General features: G+C 59.7%; 13 protein-coding genes. 9 read left to right on the forward strand and 4 right to left on the reverse strand.

Annotated features, from left to right (window positions below; all coding sequences use genetic code 11):
• Positions 1-32: 32 nt before the first annotated feature.
• Positions 33-3,074 (reverse strand): hypothetical protein, encoded by a 3,042-nt coding sequence (locus OHL13_RS02355; protein WP_263408505.1) that lies wholly within the window; start codon positions 3,072-3,074, stop codon positions 33-35.
• Between the two features lie 386 nt (positions 3,075-3,460).
• On the opposite strand from OHL13_RS02355, the gene OHL13_RS02360 reads away from it, so the two are divergent.
• The 9 genes from OHL13_RS02360 to xylA all read left to right on the forward strand — a co-directional run bounded on the left by OHL13_RS02360 (position 3,461) and on the right by xylA (position 16,853).
• Complete coding sequence (locus OHL13_RS02360; RefSeq protein WP_263408506.1) at positions 3,461-6,703, forward strand: carboxypeptidase-like regulatory domain-containing protein; 3,243 nt, start codon at positions 3,461-3,463, stop codon at positions 6,701-6,703.
• A gap of 225 nt (positions 6,704-6,928) precedes the next feature.
• Positions 6,929-7,729 carry a c-type cytochrome gene (locus OHL13_RS02365; RefSeq protein WP_263408507.1) on the forward strand — a complete coding sequence of 267 codons (801 nt, stop codon included), beginning with the start codon at positions 6,929-6,931 and terminating at the stop codon, positions 7,727-7,729.
• A 59-nt stretch (positions 7,730-7,788) separates the two neighbouring features.
• The gene (locus OHL13_RS02370; protein WP_263408508.1) at positions 7,789-9,342 is read left to right on the forward strand and encodes an acido-empty-quinoprotein group A; all 1,554 of its coding nucleotides are present in this window, start codon (positions 7,789-7,791) and stop codon (positions 9,340-9,342) included.
• Positions 9,343-9,358: 16 nt separating this feature from the next.
• Positions 9,359-10,342 carry a ThuA domain-containing protein gene (locus OHL13_RS02375; RefSeq protein ID WP_263408509.1) on the forward strand — a complete coding sequence of 328 codons (984 nt, stop codon included), beginning with the start codon at positions 9,359-9,361 and terminating at the stop codon, positions 10,340-10,342.
• Between the two features lie 27 nt (positions 10,343-10,369).
• Complete coding sequence (locus OHL13_RS02380) at positions 10,370-11,437, forward strand: sugar phosphate isomerase/epimerase family protein (RefSeq protein WP_263408510.1); 1,068 nt, start codon at positions 10,370-10,372, stop codon at positions 11,435-11,437.
• Positions 11,434-12,582, forward strand: a complete 1,149-nt coding sequence (locus OHL13_RS02385; RefSeq protein ID WP_263408511.1) for a Gfo/Idh/MocA family protein — start codon at positions 11,434-11,436, stop codon at positions 12,580-12,582. The genes OHL13_RS02380 and OHL13_RS02385 overlap by 4 nt, the downstream gene beginning before the upstream one ends.
• A gap of 54 nt (positions 12,583-12,636) precedes the next feature.
• Positions 12,637-13,878, forward strand: coding sequence for an ROK family protein (locus OHL13_RS02390; RefSeq protein ID WP_263408512.1), 1,242 nt, complete (start codon positions 12,637-12,639; stop codon positions 13,876-13,878).
• 125 nt (positions 13,879-14,003) lie between these two features.
• Entirely contained in the window at positions 14,004-15,485 is a 1,482-nt protein-coding gene (xylB, locus tag OHL13_RS02395) for a xylulokinase (RefSeq protein ID WP_263408513.1), read from the forward strand.
• Positions 15,486-15,521: 36 nt separating this feature from the next.
• Positions 15,522-16,853, forward strand: a complete 1,332-nt coding sequence (gene xylA, locus OHL13_RS02400; protein WP_263408514.1) for a xylose isomerase — start codon at positions 15,522-15,524, stop codon at positions 16,851-16,853.
• Between the two features lie 109 nt (positions 16,854-16,962).
• Here xylA and OHL13_RS02405 read toward each other — a convergent pair whose 3' ends face one another.
• From OHL13_RS02405 to OHL13_RS02415, 3 genes are read right to left on the reverse strand one after another with little or no spacing between them, the layout of a single operon-like run.
• On the reverse strand, positions 16,963-17,559 hold the full coding sequence (locus OHL13_RS02405) for a hypothetical protein (protein WP_263408515.1): 597 nt from the start codon (positions 17,557-17,559) through the stop codon (positions 16,963-16,965).
• 9 nt (positions 17,560-17,568) lie between these two features.
• Positions 17,569-20,496: an Ig-like domain repeat protein gene (locus OHL13_RS02410; RefSeq protein WP_263408516.1), complete on the reverse strand. Its 2,928-nt coding sequence runs from the start codon at positions 20,494-20,496 to the stop codon at positions 17,569-17,571.
• A gap of 18 nt (positions 20,497-20,514) precedes the next feature.
• Positions 20,515-21,027, reverse strand: a complete 513-nt coding sequence (locus OHL13_RS02415) for a hypothetical protein (RefSeq protein ID WP_263408517.1) — start codon at positions 21,025-21,027, stop codon at positions 20,515-20,517.
• Positions 21,028-21,135: the final 108 nt, after the last annotated feature.

The following is a 21,135-nucleotide window of genomic DNA, read 5'->3' on the forward strand; positions in this document are numbered from 1 at the left end:
AACATGACCCGTGTCCCATCGTTGTGTCGAAGTTATTGCGCATTGCGGGCGACTTCCGGCGCGGCCTGTTGCGCGGCGATGCTGCGGCGGAAGTCTTCCCCTGTTTCATGCATCGCGCGGCCCAGCGCCGACCAGTCCTCAATGTGCGATGCGAAGATCTTTGCTGTCATACGGCGTGTCAGCTCCGGTACCAGGCGATGCAGCATCACGGGCTGATAGCCCAGTTCGTCCGCGATCCTTGCCCAGTAAAGATTGTTCGAGTCCCAGCTCTCGCCAAACAGGCGGCTGGAGTATCCACCAAAGAAAGGGAAGGGTTTGATGGGCAAGAGCTCGCGTCCATAGTTGGCTGCCATGGCCGGATGCGGCGTTCCGAAGTCTCGTGCAATGCGCGCCGGCGCAGTCTGTTCCGGGTGTGCTTTCACCAGGATGTCCAGATCCTTTGCGGTTGCGCTCCATGGCTGCTCCTGCGGAAACCGGGCACGGTAAGCCGCAGCCAGGTAGAACAGGTCGCCGGGAGAGAGCTCCGGAGCCGGCATGGTCTTGCTGCTCCACGCATCTTCCACGGTCAGCACCTGGGCAATCGTCAGGCGGTCGTCCAGAATGCCCATCACGCGCGTGCGTACGGTGTCATCCCTCTTCGCAAGCTTCAGCAAGTCCTCCGCCGAGCGTTGGTACAGCGCGGTCGCATGCATCTCTTCCGGCGTGATGGCCCACCAGCGTGGCAAGGTGGCTGAGACCAGAAGTTCCGGCACAAGCTCTCGCCACACTAGGGCCTGAACATTCTCCGGAACAATGAAGTCCTGTTCGGACTTGGCGAGAGCGAAGGGAAGGTCCGCCAGGGAGCCAGCCAGGTACGCCCCTCCACTTGCCGGCGATCCGGTGCCGAACAACTCCGCAATCATCCACGCGCGTTCAGGGCTTGAAACGGTCGTGCCGGTAAAGTCGTGCGCCCGCACAAAGACCGGGTTATGGTGCAGCATCTGCGCGCCCGGCGGCTCATAGTAGGCATAATTCAGGCCTACAAGCGTGTCCCGCAGAAACGCAGACAGGGTTCCGCGCGCGCTGTCTGCCTGTTGCTTGTCTGGCTTCGACTTCAGCAGACGCGTCATGTCCGTGCGCGCCTGCAACTGTGCATGACGAATGGAGTAGCCGCGAGGCGCCCATTCAACGCGCTCCATCGTGGTAAGAATGGCGCGTGGCATCTCAAACTCGCGCAGCTCCTCCGCCATGGGCAACAGCTTGTCCGCGGTGGTGGTGCCTTGCGAGAGTGCAGTCAGTCCATCGCTGAACGCAAACAGCGTGTCCAGCGAGACCAGCCGCTGGTCTGCCATGACGGTATGGATGCGGCCTGCCATCTCCTGCTGCATGGAGCGGGCCTCGCGGCCTTCCTGCGATGGTCCGCCCAGCAGGCTGATCCATTCGTCCTGCGTGCAGTTCGGCTTGCCGGTCGCTGACTGTGCAATCTGCGACAGCGACTCGCGGGTGCGATCAAATAGATCCGTATCGTTCTGCACTTTTGCGAAGGGATCCAGCATCTGCTGCCACGCTGCATTCAGGGTGGCTGGTTGGATCTCGCCCTGCCGCGCCAGAATCTGCCAGATGCCAACGACGGCCTGGAACGATCCCAAAGCGTTGCCGCGCAACGTCTCATTGGAGATGCCGTTGACTGCCTGCGCGGTGTTGATAAAACGCTGAATAGAGGTGTCGTCCAACTCGGGGAACTCAGCAAACAAGGGAAGCCAGTTGGCATACTGCGAGAAGTGCGCGGCCATCAGCCGGATCGTTTCCGGCGTCAACAGTGTGGCTCCGCCGCGAGCACGGTCAATCGCATTGGTCTGCAGGAAGAGCTGCACCGGGCCGTTCTCGGCATCCACGCGGGAGATGGCAACCATGCCCTCAAACACCTGGTCCGGACGGTTCCAGTTCTTCGAACGCTTGATCCAGTCGCTCATGGAACGGCTGTGGCCAAGCTCCGGCAGCACCGACTTCCAGGTGTTGATGTCGCCAGGAATATGCGGTGATCCATCCGCATCCCAGTTCGCCCGGGAGAAGAGCACCAGCATATCCGGCGCCTTGCGGAAGACGCCGCGCGTTGCGGCCATGTCGGAGTCCTTCGGACGGAAGGCTTCGTACATCTGCTTCAGCCGCGCAGGTTCGGTCAGATGAGCCTGTTCCTCCATGCTGGCGCGGGAGATGGAGTCGAAGTAGGCGGCCATCCATCCGCGGTCCTTGGCCAGCAGATGCAGAATGAAATCGCCAGGTGACTGCGGGCTGGCGCCGACGATGTCCTTCCATGCGGCATCGCTCGCCGGGCCGCCCGGAACAACAACGCGGCCATTGCGCACGGCCAGTTGGCCGCCGTAAAAGTCCATCACGGCGCTTACCGGAGCAAGGCGTCGCAACCCCGGTTGACGCAGCAGAAGGATGCGCGTCTCGTTATCCAGCTTGCTCATCGCCCAGTAAAGACGTGCCACTGCGGGATCATCGACAAGGGCGTCTACCAGGCCGCTGATACCGCGCCGGCGGCTTGTACTGATGCCAAACCAGTCAGCCTCACGCAGCAGCCCTGGCACCTGTGAGTAGCCATATGGCATAGCAAAGGGTTTGCCCGATTGCAATGCCTCCTCCAGTTCTGGGAGAGGAAAGCCCGAATCGATGGTCAGAAAAGCGCGGTCAGGATCAGCCGTTGCCAGCAGTGTATTCTTTTGCCCGCAGCCGTTGCGAATGCGGTAGCCAAGCACCTGCAGAAGAGGAGCGGCATCCGCGCACCCGGTCACGCGCAACACGTTGTCATGGCCCGCAAGGGATTGCAGTTCCCGCGCCTGGGCAATGTAACGGTCCAGCAGGATCAGGTATTCGGAGGGACGTCCGCTGGAGTATCCGCGGATAAAAACACTGCGCGCAAACAGCGGCAGCACATCTTCCGGAGCGGCCTGCTGACTGACGCCCGCCATACGAAGAAACGAGCGCAGAGGGCCGGGAATCAGCACAGTACTGGTTTGGGAGAACGCAACCGGCCCAAGGCCCAGAAGGCCTGCCGCAAAGATACCTAACCCACGCCGACGGAACCGCATCACGGATACCTCGTACCTGGTACAGCTTCTTTGATCTGAGTCCCAGGACAGAGCATGTGTTCTGGGTGCGAGTCAGACTACATCATCCCCTCGGTCCATACCAAGGGGTGAGTTGGAGTTTTTGCTGTGCCGAATGTCATTTGTTTGCCGGCAGGCAAAGAATCACCCCAAGGGGGTGAGACGACTCATTCATTCCAGGGCCTGATTTTCTTTCCCTCTCAAAAAATTTCCGGTTGACAGTCGTTTGTCTCTTGCCTATATATTTTTGCCCGCGTAATAAAGCCGTCAAAAGACGGATTCAAAAAAACAGGCTGCACCTGCAGCGCAGGGAAGTACAACTTCCACGCAGGCCAGTCGCAGGACGTTGTTTTAAGAGGGGGCAAACCATGAAGCGAAGACTTATCGTGCTCTTCGTTCTACTTATTTCGTCGTTAGGAATTTCCATCGCGCAGGCCGTGGACAGCCAGCAGATCACTGGCACTGTCACCGATCCCTCGGGCGCGGCGGTTCCGCAGGCGGAAATCACCGTTACCAATGACGCGACCGGCAACAGTCGCTCGGTGAAGTCCAACGAAGACGGCAACTACGTTGTTCTGAACCTGCCTGTCGGCAAGTACACCCTGACCACAACCGTTTCCGGTTTCAAGAAGTCGGTGATCGCGGGGGTCCAGGTGGACGTGGGCGGAAAGCCCTCGGTTCCTGTCACGCTTGAGCTTGGCCAGGCCACGGAAACCGTGGAGGTGCAGGCCGGCGTTGTCATGATCCAGACGACAACCGCTGAAATTGGTGGGGTTGTTACCAGCCAGGAGGCCACTCAGATTCAGTTGAATGGGCGTAACTACGTCCAGCTGCTGACACTGCAGCCCGGCGTTTCTACAACAGTAGCCAGCGGCTTCAATATCTTTGGAACCTACGGCGTTAACGGCAACTCGCAATCGGTCAACGGTATCCGTACCGATTCGGCCAACTATTTCATCGACGGTGTCGACAACAAGGACAACGGCGGTGGCGGTAATAACTTCGTCAACATCTCGCCGGACTCTCTGCAGCAGTTCCGCAACGTCGCTTCCAGCTACGACGCCAGCTACGGCGGCACCTCGGGTGCGACTGTCTCCGTGGCTATCAAGAGCGGCGGCCGTGACTTCCACGGCAGCGCGTACGAGCACATCCGCAATGACGCGATCCAGGCTTACCCGTATCGCTTCCTGAGCCAGCAGTTGGCCAATCAAACCCCGGTCAAAGCTCCGCTTCGTTACAACGATTTCGGCTGGACACTCGGTGGTCCGGTCTGGATCCCTGGCGTCTTCAACCAGAACCGCGAAAAGCTCTTCTTCTTCGCCGCGCAGGAGTTCAAGCGGCTGCGTAACTCCACGGCGACCGTTATCGCTGTGCCGACGCCGGCAGCGATCCAGACTGCCATTACCAATGGCTCGACCGCGACCGGACGCGCGCTTGCTTCCACCGTGCTGACGGACCCTTCGGGCAGCTACAGCTATCTCAGCCTGAACAACAACAACCAGTCTGAATGGCTCATCAAGATGGACTACAACCTGAATGAGAAGAACCAGATCAGCGGGCGCTTTGTCCATGACAACGTCATGAACGTCGGCAACCCGACCAACTTCGTGATCTATGACCGTACGATTCCGGGCCTGACCTCGTCGTTGTCCTGGACTCACACCTTCAATTCAAAGATCGTGAATGTTCTTACCGGTTCGTATTCGGGCAACATCATCAATGAAGGCGGCAACATCCGGGCCAATCCGCAGTTCAGAGGAGCAAAGATTCTTCGCTCTGACTACGGACTGACCTATCAGACGCTTTACAGCGCGTCCAACATCATTCCGCAGATCACCATCTCCGGATACAGCAACCCCGGTGTTACTCCGCGGCAATTTGATAACTCCCAGCGCATCTACGCCATCAAGGATGATCTCTCGATGGTCTTTGGCAACCACTCGCTGAAGACTGGCGGGTACTTCTGGCGCGCTCGTAAGAACCAGACAGCTCCTCCGGCACTCAATGGCCAGTTCACCTTTACCTCGCTGGCCAACCTGGTGAATGGCAACTTCGCAAGCTACACGGAGGGCAGCAACATTCCTCAGGTGCAGGCACGCTTCCCGCAGTTTGAAACCTATGTACAGGACGACTGGACCGTCAACCGTCGTTTGACCGTGAACCTGGGACTTCGCTGGCAGCTGATGCCTCCCATCTCCAGTTGGCCGAACAACACCGCTTTCTTTGATCCCACGCTGTTCGATCAGACCAAGGCAGCGACCATCGGATCGAACGGAAGCATTACCTCCAACCCGTCGCCGTACAACGGCCTTGTGCTGCCCGGGACCGGTTTCTCTGACAAGGCAAAGCAGGTTGTATCGCCGACTGTTTACAACAATCCGGCGGTACAGGCGTTGTTCCGTGGCCGGCCTGGTGGCATTGTCAACACGAAGTACAACACCTTCGCGCCTCGCGTGGGCTTTGCGTATGACCTTACCGGCAAGCAGTCAACCGTGCTCCATGGCGGCTATGGCATGTCGTATGAGCGCGTTGAGGGGAACTACATCTATGGCGCGGCATCGCAACTTCCGTTCACCGCGGTGGCTTCGCTGGCAAGCGCCGGTAACGCCGATAACCTCGGCAGCATCGGAACCGCGGCGACACCGACCAACATCTCTAACTCGGCCGATATGAACCTTGCGCCGCCGCGGATTCACAACTATAGCCTCGGCATCCAGCACAAGCTGTTCAACAACACATCCCTGGAACTGAACTATGTTGGTTCGCGTTCCACCAACCTGACGTATCGCAAGAACCTGAACCAGGCTGCTGCCGGCACGGAGCAGGCGAATCCGGGAGTACAGCGTAACGCGCTTCGCCCCTACCGTGGCTATGGTGAGATCTACCAGTACACCAACGGGGCGCGCGCGAACTACAATTCGCTGCAGTTCCGCATGCAGACTCGCTTTAAGCAGGGTGGACTTGCAACCATCTCCTATACCTGGTCCAAGGCCCTGACGATGGGTTCAACCTTCGACTACCAGCCGCAGGACAGCAATAACCTGGCAGCGGACTACGGCCCGGCAAACTTCAACCAGCCGAAGATCTTTGTCGCCAGCTATGTCTACCCCATTCCGTTCTGGCGGAACGGGAAGGAATGGTACAAGCGTGTGATCGGAGATTGGCAGATTTCCGGTGTGACTCGTATTGCGAATGGCCTGCCGATCAACGTCGTTCAGGCCTCCGGTCAGTCGGTTGCCGGCAACCTGGTCACCACGGCCAACGTTGCACAGCGCCCGAACCTGGTGGGAAATCCGTATGCCAAGAATGGTAAGCAGTATCTGAACGCTGCTGCATTCGCCACTCCGGCAGCCGGAACCTACGGCAACCTGGGTTATGACGCTATCAAGGGACCACTGTTCAACAACTGGGATGCCGCTCTGCAAAAGAACATCAGGATCCATGAGCAGGTTAGCGCGGAGTTCCGTGCTGAGATGTTCAATGTGCCCAATCACATGTCCATGTTCACGATTTCCAACACGCTGGGTGCTACGACCTTCGGGCAGGTAACCAGCTCCACGGGCGCAACCGACCCGCGGACGATGGAGTTCGTTTTCCGGCTGAACTTCTAACCTCCACTGGCCCCGGGAGACACACCCCGGGGCCATATTTTTCTGTGGACCGATCCTGGCTTGACACCCGGTTTAAGCCGCTCTTATATTCGAGTCGGAAAATAAATCAATCATTTACCCGCCGCTATCTCCTTTAACAGGGAACAGCGCGGCACAAGAAGCGAAGGTTCGATGAGGCTCCGTTCCCGAGAAATTCTGCTGGTTGCCGCTATAGCAGCCCCGGCGATGCTGTTTACCATGAGCCGCGTGACGGCCCAGGCTCCCGCGGCGGCCCCGCAAACACCGCCACGTGCTGCCTGGACTGTCGGTTCGCAAGGCCCCCTGCCAGAGCACGCCAAGTTCACCAGGGAGCAGGCGGAAAGCGGCGCTGCGCTGTTTGTACAGAACTGCGCCTTCTGCCATGGCAAGGATGCGATGGGCGGTGAGACCGGTCCGGACCTGACACGTTCCAAGCTGGTAACGGCAGACAAGAACGGCGAAGGTATCGGTGCGGTTGTCCGTAACGGCCGCCTGGACAAGGGCATGCCGCGCTTCAGCCTGTCGGATGCCGACATCCTGAATCTTGTCGCGTTTATCCATACCCAGCAGGACAATGCTCTTTCGCAGTCCGGTAATCGCCGTGGTGTGGAGGAGTCTGACCTGCACACCGGCAATGCCGAGGCCGGAAAGAAGTATTTTGAGACGACCGGCGGATGCGTGAAGTGCCATGCGGCTACAGGTGACCTGGCCGGTATCGCGTCCAAATACAGTGGCCTGAAGCTCGAGATGCAGATGCTCTATCCTCGCGACGTAAAGCCCAAGGCCACCGTGAAGACGAAGTCCGGCCAGACGATAACCGGCATTGTTGAGTACGAGGACGAGTTCACCCTCGGCGTGCGCGATTCCGTCGGGATTTACCGCTCCTGGCTGCGCAGTTCCATCACGGCCAAGGTTGACCGTCCGTTGGATGCCCACGTAGACGCCATGAGCAAGTACAGCGACGACGACGTGCATAACGTTCTCGCGTATATCCAAACCCTTAAATAAGGAAAGAGAGCGCAACGTTGGAACTGGTTCGCACGAATTGGAAGAAGAGTGTACGGGCAATGGCCCTGGCCGCGGTGGCTGTGACCACCGTCGGCCTGCATGCCCAGAACGTTGACAGCACCATGCTGAAGAACCCGCCCAAGGACAGCTGGCCGGGCTACCATGGCGATTACTCCGGCCGCCGCAACAGCGCCCTGACGGAGATCAACACCACGAACGTCAGCAAGCTCACGCTGGGCTGGGCTTTTCAGACGCAGCAAAACGGACAGATCAAGGCCACCCCGATTCTGGTGGACGGCATCCTGTACTTCACCCTGCCGGATAACGTGTGGGCCATCGATGCACGCAACGGCCACCAGCTGTGGCACTACGCTGCGCCGCCAACCAAGGCCTTTCACATCGGCCAGCGCGGCGTCTCTATCCTGAAAGACAAGCTCTACTACATGACCTCGGACGCACACCTGCAGGCACTGGATGCGAAGACCGGTAAAGTGCTGTGGGATGTGGAGGTGGCGGACTCAAAGAAGGGTCAGTGGGCCACCATGTCTCCGCTGATCGTCGGCAACCATGTGCTGGTTGGCGCTTCGGGTGACTTCGACAACCTGCAGGGCTTCCTGCGTTCTGTCGATCCTGAAACCGGCAAGACACAGTGGACCTTCTTCTCCACGCCGACCGTGGATACGCCCCGCGTAGCCTACAGCGGCAATATGTGGATGACCGGAACCTATGATCCGGAGCTGAACCTGATCTACTTCGGCACAGGGAATCCGTCGCCCGTTCTGAACGGTAAGGTGCGTCCCGGCGACAACCTGTATACCTGCACCATCCTCGCGCTCGATCCTGAGACGGGCAAGCTGGTGTGGCACTTCCAGCCCTCGCCGCATGACACGCATGACTGGGATGCGGTCGAGATCCCTGTCCTCGCCGACGGTCTTTTCGACGGCAAGCCGCGCAAGATGCTGATGCAGGCCTCGCGTAACGGCTACTTCTTCGTGATTGACCGCGCCACGGGTAAGAACCTGCTGACGACGACCTTCGGTCCGGTGAACTGGAGCAAAGGGGTCGACAAGGACGGTCGCCCCATTCCGAACCCGGACAAGGAACCGGCTCCCGATGGCCGCCTGATCGCTCCCGACGAGAGCGGCATGACCAACTACCGTTCGCCCAGCTTCGATCCGAAGACCGGCCTGTTTATCGTCAGCGCTTCTCCCAGCTACAGCCTTTACTTCAATAAGCCGGCAGACGGCGCCTATGGCTGGGCCGGAGCTGACTATGGCCTGTGGAGCAAGGGAGTGCTGGAAGCTATCGACTACAAGACCGGAAAGATCCGCTGGTCGCATGAACTGGGTGACCGTGGTGGGTCTGGTGTATTGACGACGGCTGGCGGTCTCACCTTCTCGGGCGACTCGAAGGGCAACTTCCTGGCGCTGGATACGGCAAACGGCAAGACGCTGTGGCATGCTGGTGCGGGTGGCGGTATCGCCTCCTCGCCTATCTCCTATGAGCTCGATGGCCATCAGTATGTCCTGATGAGTGGCGGCAACGTTCTGTTCGCGTGGCGCCTTCCGGAGACCCCGGTGGCCAAGGCGGCTCCTGCTGCAGCAAAGAAGTAGAGAAGAGGATTCTGCTATGAAGAAGTGCCTGCTTGCGCTTGCAATCGGTCTGGTATCGCTGACACCGGCAGCCTTGGCTGCGACCAAGATCCACGTTCTTATTCTTGACGGCGAAAGCGCCGCCCCGTATCACAACTGGGCTGCGCAGACGCCGGTAATCAAGCAGGAACTGGAAGAGACCGGTCTCTTTGACGTGGACGTTCTCACCGCCCCGCCGAAAGACGGCGACTTCTCGCAGTTTCACCCCGAGTGGTCCAGGTACAAGGCTGTGCTCTTCAACTACGACGCTCCTGACGAGCGCTGGTCGGCTGAGGTGAAGGAGTCCTTCGAGAAGTACATGAAGGCTGGTGGAGGTCTCGTGACCCTGCATGCCGCCGACAATGCCTTCCCTAACTGGGTCGCGTTCAGCCAAATGATCGGCACGGGCGGTTGGCGCGGACGCACCGAGAAGAACGGACCGCACTGGATCTACAAGGATGGCAAACTGACGGCGGATGACAAGCCCGGCCGCGCCGGGTCGCACGGTCTGCGCCTGCCCTTCCAGATGGCTCTGCGTGACCCGAACCACCCCATCATGAAGGGGCTCCCGAAGCTGTGGATGCACCAGGGCGATGAGCTGTATGCCAACCTGCGCGGTCCTGGCGGGATGACGGTGCTGGCCACCGCCTACTCTGACCCAGCCAACCATGGCACCGGCTATGACGAGCCCATGCTGATGGTCTCCAGCTTCGGTAAAGGACGCGTCTTCCACACCACGCTGGGTCACGATGTCATCGCGCTGAGCTCGGTGGACTACGTCGTCACGCTGCAGCGTGGCGTGGAGTGGGCGGCCACCGGCAAGGTGACGCAGGCACTGCCTTCAACCTTTCCCAGCGCCAACACCGTGAGCTATCGGACCGACCTGGCCGCCAAAGACCCAAACTACCATAAGGGGCTGAATGTCTATGACGCGCCCCCGCCTCCGCGCCCCGGCGCGCCAGCACCCCCATCGCAGAAGTAAGATGGGGCGGGAGACAACATCGCATTTATGAAGACGATCAAGGGACCCGCTATTTTCCTCGCACAGTTCGCTGGTGATGAGGCCCCCTTCAACTCCTTCAACGAGATCTGCAAATGGGCCGCCGGAATCGGCTTCAAAGGCGTGCAGATTCCCACCTGGGACGGACGTCTGTTCGATCTGAAAAAAGCTGCCGAGAGCCCAGCCTACTGCGATGAGATCAAGGGCGTCGCAGCCTCGCACGGCCTTGCGATTACTGAGCTTTCCACGCACCTGCAGGGGCAGCTCGTAGCCGTGCATCCGGCTTATGATGCACTGTTTGACAGTTTTGCCCCGGCATCGGTCCATGGCAAGCCGACGGCCCGTACCGAGTGGGCCATTGAACAGCTCCACTTTGCGGCGAAGGCTTCCCGAAACCTCGGCCTCGACCGCCATGCCACCTTCTCCGGAGCCCTGGCATGGCCGTATCTCTATCCCTGGCCGCAGCGTCCTGCCGGTCTGGTAGAAACCGCCTTTGGCGAGTTGGCCAAGCGCTGGACGCCGATCCTGAACTTCTTCGATGAACAGGGCGTCGACGTTTGCTACGAGATCCACCCTGGCGAAGATCTACACGACGGTTCGTCGTTCGAGATGTTCCTCGACCTGGTCAAGGGCCACAAGCGCTGCAACCTGCTCTATGACCCCAGCCACTTCATCCTGCAGGGACTCGATTACCTGGAATACATTGATCTGTACCACGACCGCATCAAGATGTTCCATGTGAAGGATGCCGAGTTCCGTCCCAGCGGACGGCAGGGTGTCTACGGGGGCTTCCAGTCCTGGGTAAACCGTGCTGGACGTTTCCGCTCGCTGGGTGATGGCCAGGTGGACTTCAAAGCCATCTTCTCGAAGCTGACGCAGTATGGCTTCGACGGCTGGGCCGTGATGGAGTGGGAGTGCTGCATCAAGAGCTCCGAGCAGGGTGCGCGCGAAGGCGCACCCTTCATCCAGAGCTGCATTATCCAGGCTGTCGAAAAGGCGTTTGACGACTTCGCCGGGGCTGCCACCGACCAGCAGATGCTCGACAACCTGCTGGGCCTTGGAAAGAAGGACGCATGACGAAGAAGCTCGGACGGAAGCTGCGCCTGGGCATGGTCGGTGGAGGCCCGGGGGCCTTCATCGGCGGAGTCCACCGTATTGCCGCGCGTTTTGACGGCAAGTTCGACCTGGTCGCCGCGGCTCTTTCTTCCAACGCGGAGAAGTCCACCAGTTATGCTGCGGAGCTTGGTATCCCTCGCTCCTACGGCAGCTATGCGGAAATGGCCGAAGCAGAAGCGAAACGCGAGGACGGCATTGACGTTGTCGCGATTGTTACGCCGAACGATACGCACTACGCCATCGCGAAGGCCTTTCTTGCCGCTGGCATACACGTGATGTGCGACAAGCCGATGACCACCACGCTGGAAGATGCAGTGAAGCTGGCCGACGATGTAGAGCGTTCGGGGCTGATCTTCGGCCTGACGCACACCTACTCCGGTTACCCGGTCGTGCGCCAGATGCGCAGCATCGTGGAGAGCGGCCTTCTCGGCAAGCTTCGCATGATCAACGTCGAGTATGTGCAGGGCTGGCTGGCCACACCGCTGGAGACGACCGGAGCGAACAAGCAGGCCGAGTGGCGTACCGACCCCAAGCGCAGCGGTCCGGCCGGCTGCCTGGGCGACATCGCAACCCATGCTTATCACCTGGCATACTTCGTCAGCGGCCTCGACGCAGAGTTTCTCTCCTGTGACCTGAGCACCTTTGTCGAAGGCCGCAGGCTGGATGACAACGTGCAGGCGATGATCCGCTACGAAGGCGGAGCGAAGGCCAGCCTGTGGTCCTCGCAGATTGCCATCGGGAATGAGAACAATCTGAACCTTCGCCTTTATGGCGAAAAGGGCTCGCTGGAGTGGAACCAGGAGAACCCGAACTACGCCCGCTACACCCCGCTGGGTGAGGCCACGCAGATTCTGAGCCGTGGCGGTGGACAGTTGAATGCCGCGGCGGCGCGTCTGCCTGCCGGACATCCTGAAGGCTACTTTGAGGCCTTCGCGCAGCTTTACGATGACCTGGCCGAGCAGATCACCGCGCGCCTGGAAGAGCGTGAACCGTCGGTGACCGCCAAGCTGCTGCCTACCTGCCAGGATGGTGTAAAGGGGCTGCGATTTATTGAGGCGGCGCTCGCGTCCTCCTCAAAACAGTCGGCATGGACGCCGCTCAAGTAGCTATCAGTTCCCTGGGCGGCTGTCGTACCATGATTGCGGTACCCAAACGGTTTAATGAGTTCGCTGAAGTCGAAGAAACCTCACGCACGGCAGACACACGGAGTACGCCAGATCGATCTGGCGTCCTTTCAGCCTGCCTCCAGCGAGATGGCGCGCGACATCAATCGCGACATCATCCTGGAACTCATCCGATTCAAGCAGCCACTGGCTCGCGCTGACCTGTCGCGTTTTTCGGGTCTGCGTCCAAGCACCGTTTCAGCCATTGTCGAGCAGTTGATCCAGGAGAACTGGGTGCAGGAAGGCGCGGTCATCAAGCCTGCGCGCGGACGTCCTTCCACCATGCTTTCGGTCAACGGAGACAAGGTCACCTTCGCTCTTGATCTGCGCCCTGACCGCGTCATCCTCGCGGTGGTCGACCTGAGCGGACGCTTTCTCTCGCGCGAGACCATTCCCACCTCTGCTGACCTTCGCAAGACGGTCACGCAGATCGGCAAGCGGATGCGCTCGCTGCGGGATGAGCACTCAAGCAAGTCGTTTGAAGGCATCGGCGTCAGTCTGCAGGGCAGGGTTCAGCCGGCGACACAGCGCGTGCTGCTGGCGCCCAACATGAACTGGCACGAGTTTGACCTGCGCAAGGCTCTGGAAGATGTCTCCGGCCTGCAGGTGGAGATCGATAACGACGCCAATGTCTGCCTGATCTCTGAACTCTGGTTTGGCCGCCTGCAGGGAGCGAAGGATGTTGCCCTGGTTGCAGTGGCGGAGGGCGTCGGCGCGGCGATACTTGCCGGTGGCCACATGCACTCCGGCTACAACGGCATGGCGGGTGAGTTCGGCCACGTATCGGTCGACCCCAACGGTCCTCTCTGCCAGTGTGGCCAGAAAGGCTGCTGGGAGATGGTCGCTTCCTCCCGTGCTGCCATTCGTGCCTTCAACAACGTCAGCCGCCGCAAGGTGAAGGACATCTACGAGCTGCTGCAGCTCTCCGAAGAAGGCGATGAGCAGGCCGTGCAGGCACTCACCGAGCAGGCTCGCGCTCTGGGCCGTGGGCTGCGTCTCATCACCGCCACGGTAGCTCCGGAGCTGATCCTGGTCGTGGGGGACATCACCGCTTCATGGGATCGTTTTGGTCCCGTTGTTGCCCAGGAACTTGCTGCCTCCATGCTGGCCGGTCCGCCACCGTTGCTGCGCGCTGCAGGCGATGCTGAGCTCGCTCGCCTGAGTGGAAGCGCCGCCATGCTGATGCAGCGGCACGCCAGCTACCACCGCTCCACCCACGACTCAGTCCGCAGGGATTGAGCCAAAAACGATTTCATTGACCATGGGAAGAACATGCTGATATATTTTTGGACGGAAAATAAAGAAGTCACGGCTCCCCAAGGCCTCCTTTCTTTCCAACTTCACGCCCGACGGGAGTTTTAGCGATGTACTTGGGAATTGATTGCGGAACCCAGGGCACAAAGGCGCTCCTGATTACGGAAGAAGGCGCGGTCCGCGGACGCGGCTACGCGAAGCATCAGCTGATGGAGCGCCCCAGCGGAGCGCGCGAACAGGATCCGCAGTGGTGGGTCGATGCCTTACGCATCAGTGTCAGCCAGGCAGTCGCGCATCATGGCGCGGAGGTTCTCGCGCTTGGTGTCAGCGGTCAGCAGCACGGCCTTGTCATCCTGGACGAAAACAAGCAGGTCATCCGTCCCGCCAAGCTCTGGAACGACACCGAGACCGCGCCGCAGAACGCTGCGTTAATTGAGCGCCTCGGTGGCAAGGCTGTGGTCATGGAACGTTACGGCATTTTGCCCATGACCGGCTACACCGTCTCCAAGCTGCTGTGGATCAAGGAGAATGAGCTGGAAAACTTCGCACGTATCCGCCATATCCTGCTGCCGCATGAGTATCTGAATTTCTGGCTTACCGGAAAGATTTGCGCCGAGTATGGTGACGCCTCCGGAACGGCCTTCTTTGATATCCGAACCCGCCAGTGGATTGCCGAGATCCTCAACGAAATTGATGGCGGTACCGGGCAGTTGGCGGCGGCTCTGCCGCCGCTCGTAACGGTTGAGGAGATTGTCGGCACTATCCGTCCCGAGGTCGCGGCCGAACTGAAGCTCTCGCCCGCATGCGTTGTCTCCACCGGCGGTGGCGACAACATGATGGGCGCCATCGGCACCGGCAACGTGCATCCCGGCGTGGTCACGCTCAGCCTCGGTACCTCGTCCACGGTGTACTCGTATCTGGACAAGCCGCTTGCGAACATCGATCCCAGCGTCGCGCCCTTCTGCTCGTCGTCAGGCGGGTGGCTGCCGCTGGTCTGCACCATGAACGCCACCAACGTTCTGACGCAGACGCTGCAGTTGCTGGGCAAGAGCGTCGAGGATATTGATCCGATCCTTGCGGCAACCACAGTAGGAGCCGATGGCCTTACCTTCCTGCCCTTCCTGAATGGTGAGCGCACGCCGGACCTGCCCACGGCGCATGGAAGCCTGCACGGCATTACGGCCACCAACTACTCGGCGGCCAACCTGCTGCGCAGCGTTATCGAAGGCGTGACCTTCGGCGTGCTCAACGGCCTGGAGCTGATCCTGCAGGGTGCCCCCGCGACGACGATCCAGGTCATCGGCGGCGGATCGCGTTCGGCGGAATGGCGGCAGATGATCGCCGACGCCACCGGGGCCACCATCCAGGTGCCTATTGAAGAAGAAGCCGGCTGCCTGGGTGCGGCCATTCAGGCTATCTACGCCTGGAAGAGCCAGCAGGGAACACCCACCACCTTTGCCGCACTCTCTGCACATCTTGTCAGTGTGGATGAAGAGAAGACAGCACGCCCGCGGCCTGAGAATCGTGCTGCATACCGCGTAGCGCAGGATCGCTATAACGCTGTACTCAAAGTTCAGTTCCCGCAGTTATAAGTTCACGTTTTACCCAACAGCAGATTGGAGAACCACTTGTCCGAGACCGTCTTCAGCAGCTTTTCCACGGTGAAGTATGAAGGTGCAGCGAGCACCAATCCTCTGGCCTATCAGTATTACGACGCGGACCGCGTGGTGATGGGCAAGCCGCTCAGCGAGCACCTGCGTTTTGCCGTTGCCTACTGGCACTCCTTTGCCATGACGGGCAGCGATCCCTTTGGCGGACCGACGATCCACCGCCCCTGGATGGGCGCCGGCGACCCTATCGCTCTGGCAAAACAGAAGGCTGACGCGGCGTTTGACCTGTTCCGCGTGCTGGATCTGCCGTTCTACTGCTTCCACGACGCCGACATTGCTCCCGCAGAAGAGACGCTGGCCGGAACGCTGAAGAACTTCCACACCATCGTCGATTACCTGGGTGAGAAGATGCAGTCGTCCAGGACCAAGCTGCTGTGGGGTACGGCGAACCTGTTCTCGCACCCGCGCTTCATGGCCGGCGCCTCCACCAACCCTGACCCCGAGGTCTTCGCCTGGTGTGCGGCGACCGTGAAGCACTGCATGGACGCGACGCAGCAGCTCGGCGGATCGAACTACGTTCTGTGGGGTGGCCGCGAAGGCTATGAGACCCTGCTGAACACCGACATGAAGCAGGAACTGGAGCAGATGGGCCGCTTCCTCTCCATGGTTGTCGATTACAAGCACAAGATCGGTTTCAAGGGGCAGATCCTGATTGAGCCCAAGCCCAAGGAACCGACCTCGCACCAGTACGACTTCGATACGGCCACCGTCTACGGCTTCCTGAAGCGCTTCGGCCTGGAGAACGAGGTCCGCGTGAATCTTGAGGCGAACCACGCAACGCTGGCCGGCCACAGCTTCGAGCACGAGATTGCTACCGCAGGCGCTTTCGGCATCCTCGGTTCGCTGGATATCAACCGCGGCGACGCTCTTCTGGGCTGGGATACCGACCAGTTCCCGAACGACCTGTGGACGATGACCATGTCGATGTACCACGTCATCAAGGCCGGTGGCCTGGGCGTTGGCGGATGCAACTTCGATGCCAAGGTCCGCCGCCAGAGCTTCACGCCGGAAGACATGGTCTACGCGCATGTTGGCGGCGTCGATCTGTGCGCCCGCGCCTTCCTTACTGCGGCGCAGCTGATTGAAGACGGGGAGTACGACGCCATCCTCGCCGAGCGTTATGCGGGATGGAAAACCCCCGAAGCACAGGCCATGTTCACCGGTAAGATGACGCTGGACGAGATCGCCGCCAAGGCTGAGAAGGATGCCATCCAGCCCCAGCCGCGCTCCGGTCGCCAGGAGAAGATCGAGAATCTGCTGGCCCGCAAGATCTATCGCGACCTGAAATAAGCCATCGCAACTCTGCAAAGGCCGCCGGAGCGATGCTTCGGCGGCCTTGTGTTGCGACAAAGCAAAAGGCCCGCCTCCTGTGAGACGGGCCTTCTGGTTGTGTGCGAATTTAGTGAGAGTGCCAGGAAAGACCGAACGACAGCTTCATGTCGTTCTGTGTCTTGTTGGTTCCATTCGGGAAGTTCGTGCGGACGTACTCCAGTTGAACGACCCGGAGACCGAAGCCATTCTTCAGAGGGACATCTGCACCGCCGCCAGGCGCGAAGGCAAACGCATTCGCGGTGGCTGCCGGCAGGTTCCCCGGCTGGCCCGGAAAGCGGCTGTTCCAGCCATGGGAATAACCGAACAGCACCTGTCCGAAGGGAACGAACTTCGGCATCTTGTACAGGGTGTAACGCGGTCCGCCTGCAAGCGTGAACTTGTTGAAGCCAACGCTTGAACCGACGTTAGGGGTGGTGGCGCCGGAGGCGGAGACCGCTGCCGACCAGCTATCCCGGACACGGAAGGCGGCCTCGGCGGTCGCTCCGTTCATCCAGAAGTAGTTGCTCGTGCCCGCGGCTTTGCTCCGCTCCAGCGAGTAGGTAACGGCAACATTGGCGAACGGTGTCGCCTTCGCTGCCGTTTTGGTTGCCGTCTGTCCGAAGCTAGCCACCCCGAACATCAACGACGCAGCGCAGACGGAAATGGAACGTACAAAATTGCGCATCGTTTCTCCTTATTCAACTTTCAGGGTCAGGTTGACTGAGTGGGACAGGTTGCCGGAGGTACCCGTGACGGTCAAGCTGGATGTCTGCTCGCCGTGGCCATACAGACCGCTTGCTGTACCGCAGCCGGTCAGTCCGGTTGTGGCAATCGCTCCTGCTGCAATGAACAGCAGCAGCGTCAGCAGACGTCCAAAGCGCTTACCCGAGCGCCGCATGCGTCCCGAGAAGGGAAGCAGAAGCAAGGCAAGAGCAATGGCCGCAGTCTTCGACGGATTCAGTGTGTCGTTCTTTGCGTAGGAGTTTGGCACGGTAACGGTCAGTGTCGCCGTCGTGGTGCCTGCTCCGGTCGCGATGGTGGTGGGCGACAGGGTGTAGGTCGCCCCAGCCGGCAGACCCGAGACCGACAGGTTGACCGCGGACGGGAAGGTGGTTGCCGGGCTGTTCGGAGCGAGCGTCAGAACATAGGTTGCCGTCTGACCCGGGTAGATGATCTGCGTGGTGGAGTTGGTGGCGCTCGCGGTCAGGTTGAAGGTGAAGTCAATCACCGTCTCTGTCACGGGGCTGCTGGTCAGCGCGTTGAAGTTGTTGTCACCGCTATAGACCGCGGTAATGGAGTAGGTGGCCGCAGCTAACGAATTGAGGGTATAGGTTGCTGTTCCGTTGGTCAGCGGAACCGTTGCCAGCACGGTCGAGCCATTCATGAAGGTGATCGATCCGGTCGGAGTGCTGACCGTGGAGGAGACACCTGCGGTGAAGGTTACGTTGTTCTTCAACAGGACAACGGAGGACGAGGTGGACGGAGCCACACCGGCCGGATTGATCTTGTTGACGGCCAGGGAGGCTGATCCGGTGGCGTTGTTGTAGTTGGTCGTGTCCGTGGGAACGAACGTGATATTCAGCGTGTAGCTGCCTGCGGGAAGAACCGCAGAGGAAACCACAGTTCCGGTCGAGGTCGTATAGGTGAACACGCCAGGAACGGCAACGGAGTTAGCCGAAGCTGTCGCTGTCAGAACACTGCTCAGGTTGGTTCCGTAGTTGATGGAAGCCGGAGGCGCCCACGAAAGTACGGGTGTAGTTTTGGTGACGGTGAGCGTTCCGTTGTTGCTGGTAACGCTGTAGTTGCTCAAATCGCCGGTCAGTGTCGGAAGGATGGAATAGGTTCCAATGGGCGAGGTCGTGGTGGCGGTCGTGGCATAGCTGGCCGTGATGTTGTCGCCAGTCACCACGCCCGTCAGCGTGCCGGTGAAGGTAGGATTGGCCACGCCGTAGGCGCGGGTTGCATTGGCGGCCGTAACCGTCAGGACACGCTGTCCGATCGTAAAGGAGCGCGTGACATCCACGGCTGCGTTGTAGTTCCCATTACCGGCCTGGCTGGCCGTCACAGAGCAACTGCCAGCGCCATTCGCATGGATGGAGCCATTGATGATCGAACAGCTTCCGCTCGCCGAGAAGGTGACTCCCAGGCCGGAAGATGCCAGTGCCGACAGGGCTACGTCCGTGTCGCCATAGTTCACGTTCGACAGCGCGGCAAACGTAATCGTCTGGTCTGCCTTGCTGATCGTTACAGGCGGGGTGCAGGTGGAGGTCAGGTTATCCGTGTTCGTCGCAGCAATGCTCAGCACGTGCGATCCAACGCTGAGGGTGTTGCTGTAGGACAGGTTGTTGGCAGACGAACTTGCGGCGACGTTGTCCGTCTGCACGACGTTGCCGTCCAGCGTCCAGACAACGGTGACCGCATGCCCCTGCGAGTCCGTTACGGTGAGAGGAATGCTGACCGGGGAACCATACTGACCCGTAACCGAAGCAGGGCAAGACAGAGTTGGTGGCTGGACGCTGGGAACGGTAATGGTCATGGAGCCGAGCGTCTGCTGGAAGGTATCGTTGGTGACTGTATAAGCCACAACGTAGGTGCCAGCATCGGCCAGGGTCGGTGTCCAGCTGAAGTTGCTGACCAACGGCGGAGACAGGAGCTGGTTCAGATTGGTAACAGTTGCATTTGCGGGCTGCCCGGCAACGGTAATGCTGACACGTGCATTGGTGGCAGAGTCATTTGCCGTAGCGTTGAAGCTGATTGTTGAACCAGGAGCAACCGTCAATGGGCTGGTCTGGTCAAAAGCCAGGGTTGGAGCAGGATTCGTGCCATCGACAAACTTCAGGATGAGGTCAACGGACACAGACGACAGGACGTTGTTATTGCTGTCGACGTCTTCCACCATGAAGTGGACCGGCCAGAGATCTCCGAGTTGGGGGGTGCCGTAACTGCAGCTTGAGGCGGCGATCTGCGACGTGTCCCAGGTGACGACACCCGACTGGCTGACGCTCAGTCCAGGTGGTGGTTCATTACCGCAGTCATAGGAGGAGAGCCCGAAGGTCTCTTCAGCCGTGCCAAGCCGGTAATGCAGTGTGTTGTTGTCCGGATCACTGGCGATCAGCTGGAAACTCGGAGTTGCCGTGAGAGGTACACCCAGAATCGCCGGCATGGAGGCAACCGGAGGGTGATTGGTCGAGAACGGAGAAACCGTTGTCGAAAGCACGATATCGCCACTGGCTCCCGACTTCAGGTTCGAAAGACGGCAGCAATCGTTGTACTGGGCTGTATAAGGGCCAGTGCCGGTGTAGGTATGGGTAAATACAGCAACGGAGATCATGTAGTCGTCCGCGCTGTTCACTGACGTGACCGTGGCCGTCGGATACTCGTAATTACCGTCTCCCGTATCGATTTCGGTGTCGACGGTATCGCCAACCTCGCAGGGCTGATGCTCATTACATCCGGAAGATGCGCGGTAGGAGTACAGGAAGGTGAACTGGACTGTGCCCGGTGTGGAAGTGGGTTGGTAGGTTAGGCTGATTCCGCGAAGATGGGATGCGAATGCAGGTGATGCTCCAAAAGCTACGACCCAAAGCAGCAGAACAGAGAGAATTCGAGCAGAGTATTTCAAGGATTTCATTCTGGGCCCTTAGAAGTTCAGTGACAGATAGCCATTGGAGCTGGCGCTGACGTTGAGCTGGCTGCCGCCGCCGCTGCCAGTGCCAGAAGACACCTGGGAAAATTCGCGGGTTGCTCCAGTAATAGAGAGCTGCAGGCCGCTCAGGTCCGTGACCTTGCCGGTTGAGCTGACGATGGCTCCGCCGGTGGTAACAGAGCCCTTCAGCACGCCCCGGGTGATCAGGTACTCCTCATGATCACCATCTGCGGAGATCGGGCCGAATTCAATGTAGGTGACATTGAGCGCCCATTCACCGCCGGTAATGGTTCCGTTTGCAGACAGGTTCAGACGCAGCGTCAGGGTGCCCGGCAGGTCGCCGGTCACGCGCGTGACAAAAACGGTGCGTCCCTCTTTATCCGTGCTTTGGATTGCATTTGCCAGAGTGAGGTTATGGGCCGACGAACTTGCATAAACCCTTCCTGACTGCCCGGACGGCAGCAAGGAAGCGAAGAGTATGCCAGAAACAACAAGGAGTTTGTTCATGAGTATGAAAGCCACTTTTCTAGACAGCAAGCCGCGCCCCTGTTGCTTGCGCAACAAGGCTAAGCGTCGACAGATGAACCGTTTACGGCCTACGCGATCTGCTGATCA

It is taken from the genome of Terriglobus tenax, from assembly GCF_025685395.1.
GTDB lineage: Bacteria > Acidobacteriota > Terriglobia > Terriglobales > Acidobacteriaceae > Terriglobus > Terriglobus tenax.